Genomic DNA, 16,916 nt, shown 5'->3' on the forward strand with positions numbered 1-16,916 from the left:
ATTTCTTTTTGAAAGGGGGAGAATATGTATGGAAGAATATCTCGTTATTGTCGAATCTCCCGCAAAAGCGAAAACGATAAAGCGATATTTAGGGAAAAAATTTGAAGTCAAAGCGTCGATGGGACATGTGCGAGATCTCCCTAAAAGTAAGATGGGTGTCGATGTTGAAAATGAATTCAATCCTAGCTATATCACGATACGTGGAAAAGGCCCGGTATTGAAAGAATTAAAAGCCGCAGCAAAAAAGGTAAAGAAGGTATATCTCGCGGCCGACCCCGATAGAGAGGGAGAAGCGATCGCCTGGCACTTGGCGCATAGCTTAGAGATCGATGAAACGTCAGATTGCCGCGTTGTTTTTAATGAAATTACCAAGCAAGCGATTAAAGATGCGTTTAAGCAGCCGAGGTCTATTAATATGGATCTTGTGGATGCCCAACAAGCACGACGTGTTTTAGACCGTCTTGTCGGTTATAATATAAGTCCATTGTTATGGAAAAAGGTTAAAAAGGGACTAAGTGCTGGACGTGTGCAATCCGTTGCGCTTAAATTAATTATTGAGCGTGAGAAGGAAATCCAACAATTTGTACCAGAAGAGTATTGGAGCATTCAAGGGTCGTTTAAAGCGGATAAGGAAACTTTTTCTGCTCAGTTCTATGGCGTTGAGGGGAAGAAAGTGTCGCTGAAGACAAAAGAAGATGTTGACGCTATCTTAAAACAAATAAAAGGCGATGCTTTTCAGATTAACGGTGTGACGAAAAAAGAGCGATTGCGTCATCCTGTTCCGCCTTTTATTACCTCATCCCTTCAACAAGAAGCAGCACGTAAGCTGAACTTTCGTGCACGTAAAACGATGATGCTTGCGCAGCAATTATATGAAGGAATTGACATCGGGAAACAAGGCATCACAGGTTTAATCACTTATATGCGTACGGACTCCACACGCGTTTCCGAGGTGGCTCGTGAGGAAACACGGGAATTTATTAAAGGTCAGTACGGCGATTCTTATGTTGGGACTGGCAATAAAAAGGCTAAAAAGTCTGAGAACGCTCAGGATGCCCATGAAGCGATTCGACCAACATCTGTTAACCACTTGCCTAAAGACTTGAAAGAGTATTTAAGCCGTGATCAATACCGACTTTATAAGTTGATCTGGGAGCGTTTTGTAGCAAGTCAAATGGCCCCGGCTGTAATGGATACAGTTCGTGCTGATTTAATCAATAATGGGATTTATTTTAGAGCAACGGGTTCTAAGATTAAATTTCCTGGCTTTATGAAGGTCTATATTGAAGGCACTGATGATAACAAAAATGAAGAGGAAAACTATCTTCCAGAACTGGTTGATGGTAAGGAAGTTAAGCGCGAAGCCATTGATCCCAAGCAGCATTTTACACAGCCCCCACCCAGATATACAGAAGCGCGTTTAGTTAGAACAATGGAGGAGCTTGGAATCGGTCGACCTTCGACGTACGCGCCAACCATAGACACGATACAACGGCGCAATTACGTGACTTTGGAGGACCGCAAGTTCATACCGACTGAGTTAGGTGAGGTAGTGCTCGAACAAGTCGTTAACTTTTTCCCGGAAATCATTGATGTTGATTTCACCGCCAAAATGGAGGATGATCTCGATTCGATTGAAGAGGGGCAAAAGAAATGGATCAAAATCATTTCTGACTTCTATGAAGAATTTGAGAAGCGGCTTAAAGTGGCTGAAAAGGAAATGAAGGAAGTTGAAATCAAGGATGAACCAGCAGGGATAGACTGTGAGAAGTGTGGGCACGAAATGGTCTATAAGATGGGGCGTTATGGCAAATTTTTGGCCTGCTCAAACTTCCCAGAATGTCGCAATACTAAGCCTATCCTTAAAAAGATTGGCGTCCAATGTCCCAAATGTAAGGAAGGCGAAATCGTTGAGAGAAAAAGCAAAAAGCGTCGTAATTTCTATGGATGCGATCGCTATCCAGAATGCGATTTTGTCTCTTGGGATAAACCTATAGCAAGACCATGTCCAAAGTGTGGCGAATATTTGGTTGAGAAGAAGACCAAAAAAGGGACAGTGGTTCAGTGCTCTTCTTGTGATTATAAGGAAGATGCTCAATAGTTTGGCTGGAATGGATCGGCTTGGGGGCCCTCAGCTCCTAAGCCGCTTTCCTGCGAAAAAATATGCTCGGAATCAGATACAATTCAGAATGTTGTTACAAAAGTGTAAAATTTATTGCTTCACTAATTGAATTGTGATAAGATTTAGTGGGCTTCTGAAGAGGAGGGCTCAGGAAGTGGATAAACCATTGCATTTATTTATACGATTTCTTGAAGTTGAAAAGCATGCATCTAAGTTAACGATCAATAACTATATGCACGACATTCATCAATTTCAAGAATTCATGAAGCAAGAGCTTATTCATGAATATGGAGCAGTCACGTACTCTTCAGTACGTCTTTTTTTGACGAGAATGCATGAAAAAGGATTTTCGAGAAGGACAGTCGCACGTAAGCTATCCAGTTTGCGTAGCTTTTATCGTTTTTGTGAACGAGAGAACATACTCCAAAACAATCCATTTTCCATTACATCGTTGCCCAAGCGTGAATTTAAGCTTCCTCACTTCTTATACCAAGAAGAAATCGCCCACTTGTTTGAAGTTGAAGATTTGTCCACGCCACTTGGACAACGCAATCAAGCGATTTTAGAGGTATTGTATGCCACTGGGATTCGCGTGAGTGAATTGGTTGGTTTAAAACTGGAAGATATCGATCATGATATTGGAGTCATCCTCGTTGAAGGAAAAGGTCGAAAAGAACGATACGTCCCTGTGGGGAGTTATGCATTGGATGCTTTAGATACTTACATAAAACAGGGAAGACGAACGTTGATGAATAGCCGTGCGCCACATGCATATGTTTTTGTGAATTATCGTGGAAGCCAGCTTTCAGATCGCAGCGTAAGAACTATTTTAAAAAAGCAAGTAGAAAAAGCAGCGATTACAACAAAGGTAAGTCCACATACATTGCGGCATACATTTGCGACGCATCTTCTCGATGCAGGAGCTGATCTTCGTTCTGTTCAGGAGTTGTTGGGCCATTCCAATTTGTCAACGACTCAAATTTACACGCATGTTTCGAAAGAAAGACTACGACAAGCTTATATGAATCATCATCCCCGTGCATAAGGAGGCAGTGCAAATGAGTCAATCAAGCGCATTTCATGCAACAACAATATTTGCCGTTCAACAAAACGGGCGTTCTGCAATGGCTGGCGATGGTCAGGTGACATTGGGCCAATCCGTTGTCATGAAGCACACCGCACGAAAGGTGAGACGTTTGTATGGAGGTAAGGTGATTGCTGGCTTTGCGGGGTCTGTGGCTGATGCTTTTACGCTTTATGAGAAATTCGAAGGCCGTTTAGAAGCCTTTGACGGGAATCTTAAGCGAGCAGCGGTTGAACTTGCAAAAGAATGGCGAAGTGATAAGGTGCTGCGTCAACTAGAAGCAATGCTGATAGTTATGAATGCTGAAGAGCTCCTGCTCATCTCTGGGACTGGCGAAGTGATTGAACCCGATGATGGTATCTTGGCGATTGGTTCAGGGGGGAACTATGCTTTAGCAGCGGGCAGGGCGTTGAAACGGCATGGAGGCGAAGCGCTCACTGCAGGTGACATTGCCCGACGTGCCTTGGAGATTGCCAGTGAAATTTGTGTGTTTACGAACAACAATATCATAGTCGAAGAGCTTTAAGTCGATAAGGAGGCGTCAATTTTATGTCAACAGCTTTAACTCCTAGACAAATAGTCGAAAAACTCGACAGATATATCATTGGGCAGGAAAAAGCGAAAAAGTCGGTCGCTATTGCTTTGCGAAATAGATATCGACGCTCTTTGTTGGATGAAAAGCTTCGTGATGAGATCATGCCCAAAAACATTCTCATGATAGGGCCGACGGGTGTTGGGAAAACTGAGATTGCTCGACGATTGGCAAAGCTTGTAGGGGCGCCTTTTATTAAGTTAGAAGCTACCAAATTCACTGAAGTCGGCTATGTTGGTCGTGATGTGGAATCGATGGTCAGAGATCTTGTGGAAACCGCCATCCGCCTTGTGAAAGAAGAAAAAATGGAAGAGGTACAGGCTAAAGCAGAGGAATTAGCGAATGAACGCTTAGTAGAACTGTTGGTCCCTTCCAACAAGAAAACCTCTGGAACCAAAAATCCTTTTGAAATGTTTTTCGGCAATGGGAATGACTCAGAACAAAGTGATGAGGACGAAACAAATACATCGGTTAAGGAAAAACGTGAACAGACCAGACGCCTCTTAGCACTTGGCGAGCTTGAAGATCGCATGGTCACCGTTGAAGTTGATGAACAACAGCAGCAAGGCATGTTTGATCTCTTTCAAGGTGCGGGTATGGAACAACTAGGTATGAATATGCAGGATCTTCTTGGCAATATGATGCCTAAACGCAAAAAACGTCGAAAATTATCTGTGCGCGAAGCCCGAGTTGTGCTCACACAGGATGAAGCGCAAAAGCTGATTGATATGGATGAAGTTGCACAAGAAGGGGTCACACGGGCAGAGCAATCCGGAATTATTTTTCTAGACGAAATTGATAAAGTTGCAGGGAAAAGTCAGCAATCTTCTGGAGATGTGTCTAGAGAAGGGGTGCAGCGTGATATTCTCCCGATCGTTGAAGGCTCAACCGTCATTACAAAATATGGTTCCGTTAAGACGGATCACATGCTTTTTATCGCTGCGGGTGCCTTTCATATGACGAAGCCATCGGATTTAATTCCAGAGCTGCAAGGGCGTTTCCCAATTCGGGTTGAATTAAATAGCCTTTCCGTAGAAGACTTTGTCAATATCCTTGTGAAGCCAAATAATGCCCTTTTGAAACAGTATCAAGCGTTGTTAAAAACTGAAGGTATAAATGTTGAATTTTCTGACGAAGCTATTCATAAAATCGCTAGCATTGCATTTGAGGTCAATCAAGAGACCGACAATATTGGTGCGAGACGTCTTCATACGATTTTAGAGAAGCTGTTAGAAGATCTCCTTTTCGAAGCGCCTGATATCACTCTCGAAAGCATCAACATTACTCCTGAGTACGTTGACGAAAAACTTGCATCTATCGCAAAGAATCGCGATTTAAGCCAATATATTTTGTAGTTTTTATTATAGGAGGAAAAAGAAATGAATCTTTTAGACAAAACAAGAAAAATCAATAATATGCTTCAAAGAACGGCAACACCTGTTAATTTTAACGAAATGGCTGAAACCTTGAGTGGTGTCATTGAATCCAACATCTTTGTTTTAAGCCGTAGAGGAAAATTGCTGGGAATGGCGCTCAACTTGGAATTTGAAAACACACGCATGAAAGAAATGTTCGAAACACGCCAATTCCCTGAAGAGTATACACAGAGCTTGTTTTCCGTTGCTGAGACTTCTTCAAACCTTGATATTAATAGTAAGTTTACGGCTTTCCCTGTCGAAAATAAAGAGCTTTTCGAAAAAGGCTTAACAACAGTTGTGCCTATTGTTGGTGGTGGAGAGCGCCTTGGTACGTTGATCCTGTCAAGAATCAATACGTCCTTTACTGAAGAGGATTTAATTCTTGCTGAGTATGGTGCAACCGTTGTTGGAATGGAAATTTTAAGAGAAAAAACGGAAGAAATTGAAGAAGAAGCAAGAGAAAAAGCTGTTGTACAAATGGCGATTAGCAGTCTTTCCTACAGCGAATTAGAAGCGATCGAGCACATCTTTAATGAATTAGATGGCAAAGAAGGCTTGCTTGTTGCAAGTAAGATTGCTGACCGTGTAGGGATTACGCGTTCCGTTATTGTCAATGCTTTGCGCAAGCTTGAAAGTGCTGGTGTCATCGAATCGCGTTCACTTGGAATGAAAGGAACCTACATTAAAGTTCTTAATGACAAATTCCTTGTTGAATTAGATAAAATTCGTGGCGAATAATATTGCTATACTCATTTCAACCAAATTGGTTAGGAACGGGTATCCCGTTTGCGGTAGATTGAGTTAGAAAATCATAATAAAAAGAGGGAACTTCCCATACTTTGGGAGGTTCCCTTTTTTATAAAATGAATTATAATAAATCAGTACGATCATACTACAATACTTTAGTAAGTTTGGCCCACTATCGCACATCCATCTTTGTTCCTAATTTCCTTACTCTTTATATTCTATAGATGATTTCTCACACAGTATAACAGATAATAGATCCTTAATTACTGCATAGGTCCTGGCGACAAAAGTCCTTGATTCTGGCCAATAATCTACAAAAATATTCCATAATTATACCGTCGGATAACACGGAAAATGAGGGAAGTTTGACAAAATGCAACAAAAAATAGTATGAATGGACTATAATTGTCTAGGTATAAAGTAACGATTTTAGGATGAATTTAAAATAAAATGGTCACAGAATGTCGAAACTTGTTAAAATGTTAACTAGGAATGCTAGGAAAAGAGGTAGAAATATGTCATCAATTGATTTCTCTTCAATTAATAAGCTACAGACGGCTTTAGATCGAAGCAGCTTAACACACAATGTCATTGCTCAAAATATCGCCAATGTTGATACGCCTAATTACAAGGAAAAAAAGGTGGTCTTTGGTGATGAGCTAGCCTCAGCTTTACAGGCTAAGCGAACGGATCCACGCCATTTTGAATTTACAAATTCCAGCTCAGGGGCCAGAGTTGTAACAGAAGGTGGTTCCATCCAAAATAACGGCAATAACGTGGACATGGATAAACAAATGACTGAATTAGCGCAAAATCAAATTGAATACCAGAGCTATGCAGATGTGATCAGTCGCGAGTTCAATAAATGGAACATTGTTTTAGGTGGTGGCAATTCATAATGGGGATGTTTAGTGGCATTAATATTTCAGGCTCAGCATTAACAGCGCAGAGACTGCGCATGGATGTCGTTTCTTCGAACATGGCCAATGCGGATACGACTCGTGCCGAAAAAGTCAACGGACAATGGGTCCCGTATCGTCGCAAAATGGTCTCTTTTTCCCCAATTGATGGCGGTGGATTTAGCAGTCATCTCTCATCGGCTATCGGAAGCGGGTCTTCTGCAGCAGGTGGCGGGGTAAAGGCTACGGAAATCACGGATGATCAGACACCTTTTAAAGAAGTCTATGATCCTACGAATGTGGATGCCAATGCCGATGGTTATGTGGAAATGCCTAATGTTGATCCTTTAAAGGAAACCGTTGATTTAATGAGTGCAACACGTTCTTATGAAGCGAATGTCACCGTGCTTAATGCGAATAAAAGCATGCTGATGAAAGCACTCCAAATAGGAAAATAATTCGAACTTTGAAAAGGAGGAGTCAACATGGTAGCTCCAGTCAATTTGCTCTCGACGTCATCAGTTGGTACGCCCAATTTAAATACGGCTACAGGTTCAAATAGTGTCTCGAGTGTTTCTAAGTCGTTTTCTAATGTTCTGAACGATGCTTTAGATAAAGTAAATGGCGCAGAAAATGGTTCGGAACAAGCAGTCTCGCAACTCGTCAATGGTACGGCGGATAATCTCCATGATGTCACCATAGCGATGGAAAAGTCAGAAATCATGCTTAAACTTGCTGTTCAGGTGAGGGATAAAGCTGTCAGTGCCTATCAAGATATTATGAGAATGCAAGTCTAACCTTTTTTTGGAGGAACAATGAATGAAAGAGAAGTTTACGACGATTATCCATTCGATCAGTGATTTTTGGAAAAAGAGAAGCGGCAAGCAAAAGGCTCTTTTCTATACTGCTGCCGGAATTATAGTCATTGCGATTGTGATAATTGTCGGATTGAATTCTTACAAGGATTATGTCCCACTCTACAGTGATCTGTCGCCGAGTGAAACTGGTCAAATAAAGGATAATCTTGATTCCAAAGGCATCCCTTATAAAATAGATGCGAACGGAACGACCATAAGTGTTCCTAAAAAGGATGTAAATACCCTTAAGGTAGAGCTAGCCTCTGAAGGAATACCGAAAACAGGAGAAATTGATTATTCGTTTTTCAGCCAAAATACACAATTTGGTATGACCGATAAGCAGTTTGATGTTTTAAATAAAGCAGCAATGGAAACGGAGTTGTCCAATCTTGTAAAGGGAATCTCTGGTGTGAAATCGGCACAGGTCATGCTGAATTTGCCAGAACAAAGCGATTGGGTTAGTGATGATTCTAAGGATGCCTCAGCTTCAATCGTATTGACGCTTGATTCAGGCTATCAATTGAAGCAGGAACAAATACAAGGCTTGTACCGACTCGTTTCAAAAAGTGTTCCAAACCTTCCTGAAGATAATATCGTCATAATGGATCAATATTTTAACTACTATGATCAAAAAAGTGATGATGCGGCAGATTCAACTCTATCAGCCTATCAACAGCAAGAAGAGGTAAAAGATAATATCCAAAAAGATATTCAGCGGCAAGTGCAACAGATGCTTGGCATGATGATGGGTAATGAAAAGGTCATGGTCAATGTCAGCACTGATGTTGATTTTACGAAAGAAAAGACCAAAGAAAAACTGGTTGAACCCGTTGATAAGGATACGATGGATGGACTTAAAGTATCGACTGAGCATATTACGGAAACGTACAAAGGAGACAACGCAGCAGGCAACGTTACAGGAACAGGGGATAACCAGGTTCCGGAATATCAAGGAGACGATAATGGGAATGGCAACGGCGATTATGAACACGTTGAAGATCGCGTAAATAATGCTTTTAATCACATTACCAATGATATCGAGAAAAGCCCTTATGAGCTGAAGGATTTGGGGATTCAAGTGATGGTAGAACCTCCCAATCCGAATGATCCGAATTCACTGCCACAGCAACGCATAGATGATATCAAAGGCATCCTCGATACGATTGTCAAAACATCTCTAAATAATGGTGACCAATTAACGCAGGATCAGCTCGATTCTAAGTCAGTCATCACAGTAGACAAGTTTAATGGAAAGCCGAAAGCAACAGCCGAGCCAACCAAAAAAGGAAAGCCTTGGGTCTACATCATCGCTGGTATTGTCGCAGCGCTCATCATCGCTTTAATTATTTGGCTTTTGATGCGGGGCAGAAGGCAGCGGGCTGAAGAAGAGGACTATGCTGATGTTCCTCTACAACAGGACCCTGTTCCAGATTTACTTGCGGATGCGCGGAAGCAAACCAACCCAGAGGAACAAAAACGCACGCAACTCGAGAGCTTGGCGAAGGATAACCCAAGCGAGTTTGCAAAATTATTAAGAACGTGGTTTGCAGACGATTGACGATACAGAGGACGACCCAAAAACAAATCTGCAAAAGGAAGCTATTGTTGAGGTTGTGTTGGGAACAAGGGAGGTGCAGCGTGATATGGCAGCCAAACTTTCATCATTAACGGGTAGAGAAAAAGCAGCTATTCTCCTAATATCATTAGGTGCAGACGTTGCCGCTCAAGTTTTTAAAGAGCTCGCAGATAATGAGATTGATGAACTCACACTTGAGATTGCCAATGTAAGACGCGTTGAACAGGATGTTAAAGACGAGGTCGTAGAACAATTTTATCAAATTGCCATGGCTCAAAATTATATTAGCCAAGGCGGTATTGGCTACGCTAAACAAATCCTAGAGAAAGCGCTGGGGAAAAATAGTGCTTCGGACATCATTAATCGGCTCACGTCTTCACTACAGGTTAAGCCGTTTGACTTTTTAAGAAAATCGGACCCGCAGCAAATATTAAATTTCTTGCAGCATGAGCACCCGCAGACCATTGCACTTGTTATGGCGTATTTAGAGCCGGCACAAGGGGGGCAAATTCTGTCCTCCTTGCCGCAAGAACTGCAGACAGAAGTGGCAAAAAGAATTGCAACCATGGATCGTACGTCACCTGAAATTATTAATGAAGTGGAATTGATCTTAGAGAATAAATTCTCAAGCACAGTCTCACAAGATTATACCAAGGTCGGCGGTATTGAGGCGGTTGTGAATGTTTTAAACGGTGTCGATCGGACGACAGAGCGAACGATCCTTGATGCCTTGAATATTGAGGAACCAGAACTCGCTGATGAAATTAAAAAGCGGATGTTCGTCTTTGAAGATATTGTTGGTCTTGATAATCGAGCGATTCAAAGAATCATTCGAGAAGTGGATAATGAAACATTATTGCTTGCACTCAAGACAGCGAGTGATGAAGTGAAAAATATTATTTTCCACAATATGTCACAGCGCCGTGTGGAAACCTTCAAAGAGGAAATGGAATTTATGGGACCTGTGCGCTTGCGTGATGTCGAAGAAGCGCAAACGAAAGTGGTCAATATTATTCGTGGACTTGAGGAAACAGGAGAAATCGTCGTTGGACGTGGTGGAGGAGATGATATCGTTGTCTAACGTCTTTAAATCGTTGCAGGCTGACGCTGACCAACGTGTTATTGAGATTAAAAAACCAACGATACGCTCTTATAAAAAAAAGCATCTTTCCCCTGAATTAGAGCGTGAAATGCAAATTCTAATGGCTCAAGCAGACAGAGAGATGGATGAGCAGAAGCGACAATTGGCTGAGGAGCGGACGTCCTTTGAACAAGAGGTTGCCCAGCAGCAGGAAGCTTTAAAGGCTGAAGCTGAACGGCAACGTGAGGAAGCGAAAGCTCAAGGCTATGACGAAGGCTTTCAAACGGGGAAAAAAGAAGCCTTAGAGCAATACAGCCAGCAATTAGAGGCCATACACCAGGTTTTGGAGGCAGCAGAGAGAGATTATCACCGTTATCTTGAACAGGCTGAGGAGCAAATTTTAGCCTTAGCGCTCAAAATAAGTGAAAAAATTATTGATACAACGCTTGATCAAGAGAATGGTGCCTGGCTGAACCTCGTTAAACAGGCTGTTCAACAAGTTCGTGAACAAGATCCAATTAAAATCATGGTCCATCCAAAATGGTATGAGCAGGTGACCTCTCATCGAGATGAACTTGAGAAAATTACCCATCACCAGCGCGTCATGATTATTCCTGATGATCGATTTGCCGAAAATCAATGTCTAATCGAAACGCCTTTTGGGCGGATTGAAGCCGGTGTGGATAGTCAGCTCAAGATGATGAGGATCAAGCTGTTTGAATTGATGGGGGCGAAGGGATGAAGGCCATAGAGCTTCTCGAACAAGTTGAAGCCATCGATACGTATTATCGTTTTGGTAAGGTGACAAGAGTGGTTGGTTTGATGATTGAGTCAAGAGGGCCTAATGCTGCTGTCGGTGATTTGTGCCACATCTATCTCCCTAACAAATCTGCGACAATATTAGCGGAAGTCGTTGGCTTCAATGGCGAGCATTTACTGTTAATGCCGTATACGGCAATTGAAAACATCGCTCCCGGAAGCCTTGTGGAATCAACAGGAAAGCCTTTGAAAATCCAGGTGGGTTCAGAATTGATTGGACAAGTCGTAGATAGTCTTGGCCAGCCGATGGATGAACATCACACGTTGCGTGGGCTCGAAGATTATCCCACAATGCAAATGCCGCCTAATCCATTATTGCGACCACGCATAAGTGCCCCCATTTCGCTAGGGGTCCGCACAATTGATGGCCTGCTAACCGTTGGGATGGGACAAAGAATGGGCATTTTTGCAGGAAGTGGTGTGGGGAAAAGCACGCTCATGGGGATGATTGCCAGACAGTCGAGTGCTGATTTGAACATCATTGCTCTGATCGGGGAACGCGGACGTGAGGTGCGTGAATTTATCGAAAAAGATCTAGGTGAGGAAGGGCTCAAACGCTCGATCGTCGTTGTTGCGACGTCTGATCAACCTGCTTTAATGCGGATCAAAGCGGCTTTTACAGCTACAGCAATCGCCGAGTATTTTCGTGATCAAGGCCGCAATGTGCTTCTGATGATGGATTCGCTCACGCGGGTGTCAATGGCTCAAAGGGAAATCGGTTTGGCTGTAGGGGAACCACCAACGACCAAAGGGTATCCACCATCGGTATTCGCGCTCATGCCAAAATTGCTGGAGCGCGCAGGAACGAACCCATATGGCACGATTACTGCGTTTTATACAGTGCTAGTGGATGGTGGAGATTTAGATGAGCCCATTTCAGATACGGCACGAGGAATTTTGGATGGTCACATTGTCTTAGATCGAAAGCTCGCTGAAAAAGGACAATATCCGGCGATTAATGTTTTAAAAAGTATTAGCCGTGTCATGTCAGGCGTTGTTGAGTCAGATCATTTACAAGCAGCCAAAGCCTTTCGAAAGCATTTGGCTAAGTATGAAGAGTCAGAGGACCTTATCCAAATTGGTGCTTATAAGCCAGGAAGTTCTATCGAAATTGATGAAGCGATTAAATACAGACCTGACATTATAAATTATTTGATGCAATCAGAAGACGAACTCGTGACAAAAGAACAATCCATCGCTCAATTGATTGAAATATTTAAGTGAGGTGCTCTGTAAATGGCGTTTCAATTTCGATTTGATCGGATGATGCAGATTAATGAAAGTGAAAAAAAACTGTTAGAGCAGCAGTATAACGAGATCTATCAACAGCTCGAAAGACAAGGTAAGCGACTCATTGCGTTAATGGAACGAAAAGAAAACGTACAAAATCAATTTGAAAATCAAAAGCGAGTGAAAATGACGATTGCTGATGTGATGAGTCAGACACAATTATTGTCGTCCATTTCAGAGCATTTAAAAGAAGAGCAATCGCGCTACAATCAAATTCGCACGCGTGTAGAGCATTTTCATCAAAAGCTTCTCGATAAATCCATTGAGATCAAAAAGTTTGAGAAACTTAAAGATGTTCAGCGCCAGCAATATGACCGTATTGAAAGGCAAAAAGAAAATCAGTTGATGGACGAAAAAGCAGCGATAAATTATTTAAGACATTAACAAGGGTGGAGAGCAATGAACAAAGAAAAAGAAAAAACATTTTTGAAATTTTTAAAGGGACTATTGGTTGTGATCATTCCATTGTTGTTCATCCTTACTACAATTGTCTTATTTTTAAAACTTGCTGGTTTTGATGTCAAACATGAATCTGCCAGCATGGCAGCGAAGATTCCTGTTGTATCTCATTTTGTTGATAAGCCCTCATCCAAGAACAATGAAGCTTCGAGCGATGCAGATGCAGAAAATACTGAAGAAACAACAAGCCTAAAGCAAAATATTTCAAAGCTCAAAAAACAAATCAAGACATTATCCTCTCAAGTTGATTCAAAGGACAACCAAATCAATCAGCTTAACGAGAAGATAAGTGATATGAAGAAAGACCAAGACCAACAGCAAAAAAAATCGGCAGCTGCTGCAGATCAAGCCAAGGCAAAAATGATTGCTCAGACCTACCAGAATATGGATGCGTCAAAAGCTGCTGCGATCTTTGCTAAAATGCCGACCCAACAAGCCGCTGATTATTTAAATATGCTGGATAATAAAACAAAAGCAGCAATCATGGAAAATCTTGATCCCGGTCAGGCAGCGAAGCTAACTCCTTTATTAAAGGCTTCTGAACCGTCAACATCGAACTCGAATTCAGACTCAAGTGCAGATTCGACAAACGAGAATCCCTAAATCAAATAGACCTTTTGAAAGGAGGTGAGAAGAATGAACGGGAATCTAGCAGTCGTTCCGGTAGCTACAGACATTAACCCCTCGGGGAGAAGTGTAAATCCGAAGGGAAAGACTCAGACTGGCTTTGATGCAGCACTTCAAGGGAGTCTCCGAGAGTCCAATGCTGCAGGTTCAGCGAAAACGAAGGCGTCTGGACAGGAAGGGCAATCGGTGAAAGAGAGCTTTCAAGAGCTGGTTAAGACATTAAAGAACTTATTGAATGGCCTGGATACCAACTCTGAAACCCCGACGAAGGCTTCCGATCAAGGAATGAAGGGCTTGCAAAAGCTGTTAACAGACTTGGAAAAGCAGCTTAATGGGGTGGAAACTGGATTACAAGAAAATTCTCAAGCTTCTCAGACGCTGGATTCATTGCAAAGCGTTGTTTCAGATACGAAGCAACTCATGCAGCTTTTGACTGACTCTCAAAATCAAGATCAAACACAGATGGCGAATGGGACAAGCCAAACAGTCCTTCCCCAGCTCTTTCAAGTAATTAAGGAGCTTCAGGCCACTTTAACGGACCAGAGTACCCCGGTAATGGCGGCTGATCCATCCAAAGGGGTCACGCTGAATCCAGCCATTGAAAAACTATTGAAGCAGAAGGATCCCAAGTTATTAGCTGAAATACAAACAGCATTGGGGGCGGTCCTACAGCAGCTGCAACAGACCTTGACTTTGATTGGAAAATCCATAAATAGCGGATCGAATCAAGCAATTTTGTCTGCTTTGAATTCATCTGCCGCGGGTCAGCAAGGAAATCATGGCTCATCACCACTCGTGCAGGCTGGAGAAGGCATGACCAATGGGACAGCTCAAGCAGCTGATAAGTCACAAGAAGCGCAAACAGCGCAACCGATGGCTGCTGGTAAAGCTGGGGCAACACAGAGTGCGGGCTTGCAGAATGACGCCAAGGGCCAGCAACAAGACGATCAGAACAATGATTCGACATCCTCTCGACAGCCCTTCTTTACAACTGGAACAATGAATAAGGTGCAGCAATTTGTTTTACATGTGGGTAAAACCGATCAACCTAATGTTTCTCAGCAAATCGCTGATCAAGTGAAATCAGTGATCGCCTCGGGAAATCTTAAGTCCTCTGTTGATGGCAACATGCAGCTGACCGTTAAGCTTAATCCTGCTAATCTTGGAACGCTTAATGTCACATTATTACAAACCGATGATGGGTTGCTCGCCACGATTACCGCACATAGTGGAGCAACTAAAGATTTGATTGAATCCCAGCTCTCACAGTTAAAGCATGCCCTCGCTTCAACAGGGATTAATGTGCAGAAAATTGATGTCAATCAAGTCGGGCAGACGCAGCACTCTGATGCTCAGCAGCAGCAAGGAGAAGGTCAACAGCATTCCTCAGGAGAAGGACACCAAGAACAGGAGGAACGCGGGCGTTATACGCCAGCTTATAGTGAGCAAGATGCGGCAGAAGAAGATTTTACAGCCTCGCTAAGTGAATGGCTGTCTGAAGGGAATGAATCCATTGAATATTGATCCAACATTACAATGGCAAAATCAAAATAATCAAGTGAGCACACACAAGGACACTTTAGGAAAAGATGATTTTCTTAAATTGTTATTAACACAGCTGCAGGCGCAAGACCCGATGGATCCCATGCAGGATACGCAATTTATTTCACAAATGGCGACATTTACATCCCTTGAACAGACCAATAACATGACGGACCTGCTTACCCAATTTGTCAATTCTCAAAGCAAAAACATGATTGGGCAAATGTCTAATGTCATTGGTAAGACGGTCACTTGGCAAGAAACGACGCAATATGATGACGGCACCTCCGATGTACAGAACCATACAGATGTCATCACTGGGATTTCTAGTAAAGACGGTGAAATAACCTATCTGACAAAGTCAGGTGATAAGGTCGATCCAGATTCTGTCATCAAACTAGAAGAAACAGGCTCTAAGGATGATTCCTCAGGTGATAATGATTCTTCTTCAGGAGATGATAAGAAAAGCTAGAGCGGCATAAGGGAGGGACGCAAATAACGGTGACTTCAATTAATCATCAACGCATGATTCATGAGATGAACCAAAGCTTCATCACCAAAACGAATACAAAGCCAACGCAGGCTCAGCAAAATTTTAAAGGGCTGCTCAATGCGGAATTAAATAATGATAATGACATCCCTGTAAAAATAAGCAAGCATGCTGCGCAAAGAATGCATGAACGCAATATTCACATTCAACCAGAGCAATGGAATCAAATCTACGATCGCATGCAGGAAGCGAAGTCGATGGGGATTAAGGATTCACTTGTCCTCACAAATAATGAGGCGATGGTTGTCAATACGGATAAGAACACGGTCATCACCGTCATGAATCGTGGCGAAGCGAATAAGCATATTTTTTCAAATATTAACGGTACGATACTATTGGATAATTAATGATAGGGCTGGACCTTAACAGGGAGCCTTGAAATCGCTGATTGACAGAGGCGATGAGATATTCTGGGAGGGATATTAATGTTAAGATCAATGTATTCAGCAATAAGCGGACTTAAAAACTTTCAAACCCAATTAGACGTCATTGGAAACAATATTGCCAACGTCAATACGTTCGGCTTTAAGAAAAGCAGAACAAGCTTTTCAGACCTGGTTAGCCAACAGCTTGCAGGTGCTAGTGGGCCGACAGCACAGCATGGTGGGATTAACCCACAGGAAATTGGAACAGGCTCACAGCTTGCGGCAGTAGATACGATTGACACGCAAGGGGATACTCAAAATACAGGGAGAAACTTGGACTTTGAGATTAATGGTGATGGCTATTTTATGGTGCAAAATGGTCCAAATAGATACTACACACGCGCCGGCAACTTTTATCTTGATACATCCGGAAATCTTGTCAATGCTCAAGGCTTAAATGTGCTCGGGTATGGAGTGGATGAGAATGGGTCAATTGACCAAAGCCGCCTCACCAAGCTCAATATTAGTGATGGTCGTATCAAACAGCCGACGACAGATTCCTTAACAGTTTCCGGGAATCTCAATGCTAAAGCCATAGAAAATGGTGGGGCGGGATCATCAATTGGATTTAATGTGTATGATTCTAATGGTGTCGAGCACGATGCCCAAATTGCTTTCGACGCAGATAGTGCGGATGAAGCTAAAGATGACAGTGGATTAACGTATGTTAAAAGCGTTAATTTTACCATTACATCCGATGGATCAACACCAGAGTCCCAAACAGGTTTGTGTCAAACTTTTCTCGGTACCCTATTCATCCCAGTATTTCTGGCACTCTAAATTTGTACGCTTTTCCAGCTACCGCGCGAATGTCTTCGCTTGGTTCCC

Annotated in this window: 18 protein-coding genes; all 18 read left to right on the plus strand. The window is 42.5% G+C overall.

What is annotated here, in order from left to right:
- Positions 1-28: 28 nt before the first annotated feature.
- The 18 genes from topA to IEW82_RS10310 all read left to right on the plus strand — a co-directional run bounded on the left by topA (position 29) and on the right by IEW82_RS10310 (position 16,868).
- Positions 29-2,101, plus strand: coding sequence for a type I DNA topoisomerase (gene topA, locus IEW82_RS10225; RefSeq protein WP_188693285.1), 2,073 nt, complete (start codon positions 29-31; stop codon positions 2,099-2,101).
- 175 nt (positions 2,102-2,276) lie between these two features.
- Positions 2,277-3,167 (plus strand): tyrosine recombinase XerC, encoded by an 891-nt coding sequence (gene xerC, locus IEW82_RS10230; protein WP_188693288.1) that lies wholly within the window; start codon positions 2,277-2,279, stop codon positions 3,165-3,167.
- A 13-nt stretch (positions 3,168-3,180) separates the two neighbouring features.
- Positions 3,181-3,732 carry an ATP-dependent protease subunit HslV gene (hslV, locus tag IEW82_RS10235; protein WP_188693292.1) on the plus strand — a complete coding sequence of 184 codons (552 nt, stop codon included), beginning with the start codon at positions 3,181-3,183 and terminating at the stop codon, positions 3,730-3,732.
- Between the two features lie 23 nt (positions 3,733-3,755).
- A complete protein-coding gene (hslU, locus tag IEW82_RS10240; RefSeq protein WP_188693296.1) occupies positions 3,756-5,153 on the plus strand; it encodes an ATP-dependent protease ATPase subunit HslU in 1,398 nt (465 codons plus the stop codon).
- Positions 5,154-5,177: 24 nt separating this feature from the next.
- On the plus strand, positions 5,178-5,954 hold the full coding sequence (codY, locus tag IEW82_RS10245; protein WP_188693299.1) for a GTP-sensing pleiotropic transcriptional regulator CodY: 777 nt from the start codon (positions 5,178-5,180) through the stop codon (positions 5,952-5,954).
- Positions 5,955-6,478: 524 nt separating this feature from the next.
- Complete coding sequence (gene flgB / locus IEW82_RS10250) at positions 6,479-6,862, plus strand: flagellar basal body rod protein FlgB (RefSeq protein WP_188693303.1); 384 nt, start codon at positions 6,479-6,481, stop codon at positions 6,860-6,862.
- Positions 6,862-7,320, plus strand: coding sequence for a flagellar basal body rod protein FlgC (gene flgC / locus IEW82_RS10255; RefSeq protein WP_188693306.1), 459 nt, complete (start codon positions 6,862-6,864; stop codon positions 7,318-7,320). Before flgB ends, flgC begins: the two co-directional genes overlap by 1 nt.
- A 27-nt stretch (positions 7,321-7,347) precedes the next feature.
- On the plus strand, positions 7,348-7,659 hold the full coding sequence (gene fliE / locus IEW82_RS10260) for a flagellar hook-basal body complex protein FliE (protein ID WP_188693308.1): 312 nt from the start codon (positions 7,348-7,350) through the stop codon (positions 7,657-7,659).
- A gap of 22 nt (positions 7,660-7,681) precedes the next feature.
- Positions 7,682-9,277, plus strand: coding sequence for a flagellar basal-body MS-ring/collar protein FliF (gene fliF, locus IEW82_RS10265; RefSeq protein WP_188693312.1), 1,596 nt, complete (start codon positions 7,682-7,684; stop codon positions 9,275-9,277).
- Positions 9,278-9,362: 85 nt separating this feature from the next.
- A complete protein-coding gene (gene fliG / locus IEW82_RS10270) occupies positions 9,363-10,376 on the plus strand; it encodes a flagellar motor switch protein FliG (RefSeq protein WP_188693370.1) in 1,014 nt (337 codons plus the stop codon).
- Complete coding sequence (gene fliH, locus IEW82_RS10275) at positions 10,369-11,118, plus strand: flagellar assembly protein FliH (RefSeq protein WP_188693316.1); 750 nt, start codon at positions 10,369-10,371, stop codon at positions 11,116-11,118. Before fliG ends, fliH begins: the two co-directional genes overlap by 8 nt.
- Positions 11,115-12,419: a flagellar protein export ATPase FliI gene (gene fliI, locus IEW82_RS10280; RefSeq protein ID WP_188693319.1), complete on the plus strand. Its 1,305-nt coding sequence runs from the start codon at positions 11,115-11,117 to the stop codon at positions 12,417-12,419. The genes fliH and fliI overlap by 4 nt, the downstream gene beginning before the upstream one ends.
- A 12-nt stretch (positions 12,420-12,431) precedes the next feature.
- Positions 12,432-12,869 (plus strand): flagellar FliJ family protein, encoded by a 438-nt coding sequence (locus tag IEW82_RS10285; protein ID WP_188693321.1) that lies wholly within the window; start codon positions 12,432-12,434, stop codon positions 12,867-12,869.
- Positions 12,870-12,884: 15 nt separating this feature from the next.
- The gene (locus tag IEW82_RS10290; protein ID WP_188693324.1) at positions 12,885-13,547 is read left to right on the plus strand and encodes a MotE family protein; all 663 of its coding nucleotides are present in this window, start codon (positions 12,885-12,887) and stop codon (positions 13,545-13,547) included.
- 33 nt (positions 13,548-13,580) lie between these two features.
- The gene (locus IEW82_RS10295) at positions 13,581-15,095 is read left to right on the plus strand and encodes a flagellar hook-length control protein FliK (RefSeq protein WP_188693327.1); all 1,515 of its coding nucleotides are present in this window, start codon (positions 13,581-13,583) and stop codon (positions 15,093-15,095) included.
- Positions 15,085-15,585 carry a flagellar hook assembly protein FlgD gene (gene flgD, locus IEW82_RS10300; RefSeq protein ID WP_188693331.1) on the plus strand — a complete coding sequence of 167 codons (501 nt, stop codon included), beginning with the start codon at positions 15,085-15,087 and terminating at the stop codon, positions 15,583-15,585. Before IEW82_RS10295 ends, flgD begins: the two co-directional genes overlap by 11 nt.
- 29 nt (positions 15,586-15,614) lie before the next feature.
- Positions 15,615-16,010 carry a TIGR02530 family flagellar biosynthesis protein gene (locus tag IEW82_RS10305; RefSeq protein WP_229672506.1) on the plus strand — a complete coding sequence of 132 codons (396 nt, stop codon included), beginning with the start codon at positions 15,615-15,617 and terminating at the stop codon, positions 16,008-16,010.
- A 78-nt stretch (positions 16,011-16,088) separates the two neighbouring features.
- On the plus strand, positions 16,089-16,868 hold the full coding sequence (locus tag IEW82_RS10310) for a flagellar hook-basal body complex protein (protein ID WP_188693334.1): 780 nt from the start codon (positions 16,089-16,091) through the stop codon (positions 16,866-16,868).
- Positions 16,869-16,916: the final 48 nt, after the last annotated feature.

The sequence above is a fragment of the Pullulanibacillus camelliae genome (assembly GCF_014642655.1).
Taxonomy (GTDB): domain Bacteria; phylum Bacillota; class Bacilli; order Bacillales; family Sporolactobacillaceae; genus Pullulanibacillus; species Pullulanibacillus camelliae.

Coding starts and splice junctions, on each gene's coding strand:
- flgB (WP_188693303.1), top strand. CDS start 6,479: ATGTCATCAATTGATTTCTCTTCAATTAATAAGCTACAGACGGCTTTA.
- fliF (WP_188693312.1), top strand. CDS start 7,682: ATGAAAGAGAAGTTTACGACGATTATCCATTCGATCAGTGATTTTTGG.
- IEW82_RS10295 (WP_188693327.1), top strand. CDS start 13,581: ATGAACGGGAATCTAGCAGTCGTTCCGGTAGCTACAGACATTAACCCC.
- IEW82_RS10285 (WP_188693321.1), top strand. CDS start 12,432: ATGGCGTTTCAATTTCGATTTGATCGGATGATGCAGATTAATGAAAGT.
- topA (WP_188693285.1), top strand. CDS start 29: ATGGAAGAATATCTCGTTATTGTCGAATCTCCCGCAAAAGCGAAAACG.
- IEW82_RS10290 (WP_188693324.1), top strand. CDS start 12,885: ATGAACAAAGAAAAAGAAAAAACATTTTTGAAATTTTTAAAGGGACTA.
- IEW82_RS10310 (WP_188693334.1), top strand. CDS start 16,089: ATGTTAAGATCAATGTATTCAGCAATAAGCGGACTTAAAAACTTTCAA.
- hslU (WP_188693296.1), top strand. CDS start 3,756: ATGTCAACAGCTTTAACTCCTAGACAAATAGTCGAAAAACTCGACAGA.
- flgC (WP_188693306.1), top strand. CDS start 6,862: ATGGGGATGTTTAGTGGCATTAATATTTCAGGCTCAGCATTAACAGCG.
- fliI (WP_188693319.1), top strand. CDS start 11,115: ATGAAGGCCATAGAGCTTCTCGAACAAGTTGAAGCCATCGATACGTAT.
- fliE (WP_188693308.1), top strand. CDS start 7,348: ATGGTAGCTCCAGTCAATTTGCTCTCGACGTCATCAGTTGGTACGCCC.
- fliG (WP_188693370.1), top strand. CDS start 9,363: ATGGCAGCCAAACTTTCATCATTAACGGGTAGAGAAAAAGCAGCTATT.
- codY (WP_188693299.1), top strand. CDS start 5,178: ATGAATCTTTTAGACAAAACAAGAAAAATCAATAATATGCTTCAAAGA.
- hslV (WP_188693292.1), top strand. CDS start 3,181: ATGAGTCAATCAAGCGCATTTCATGCAACAACAATATTTGCCGTTCAA.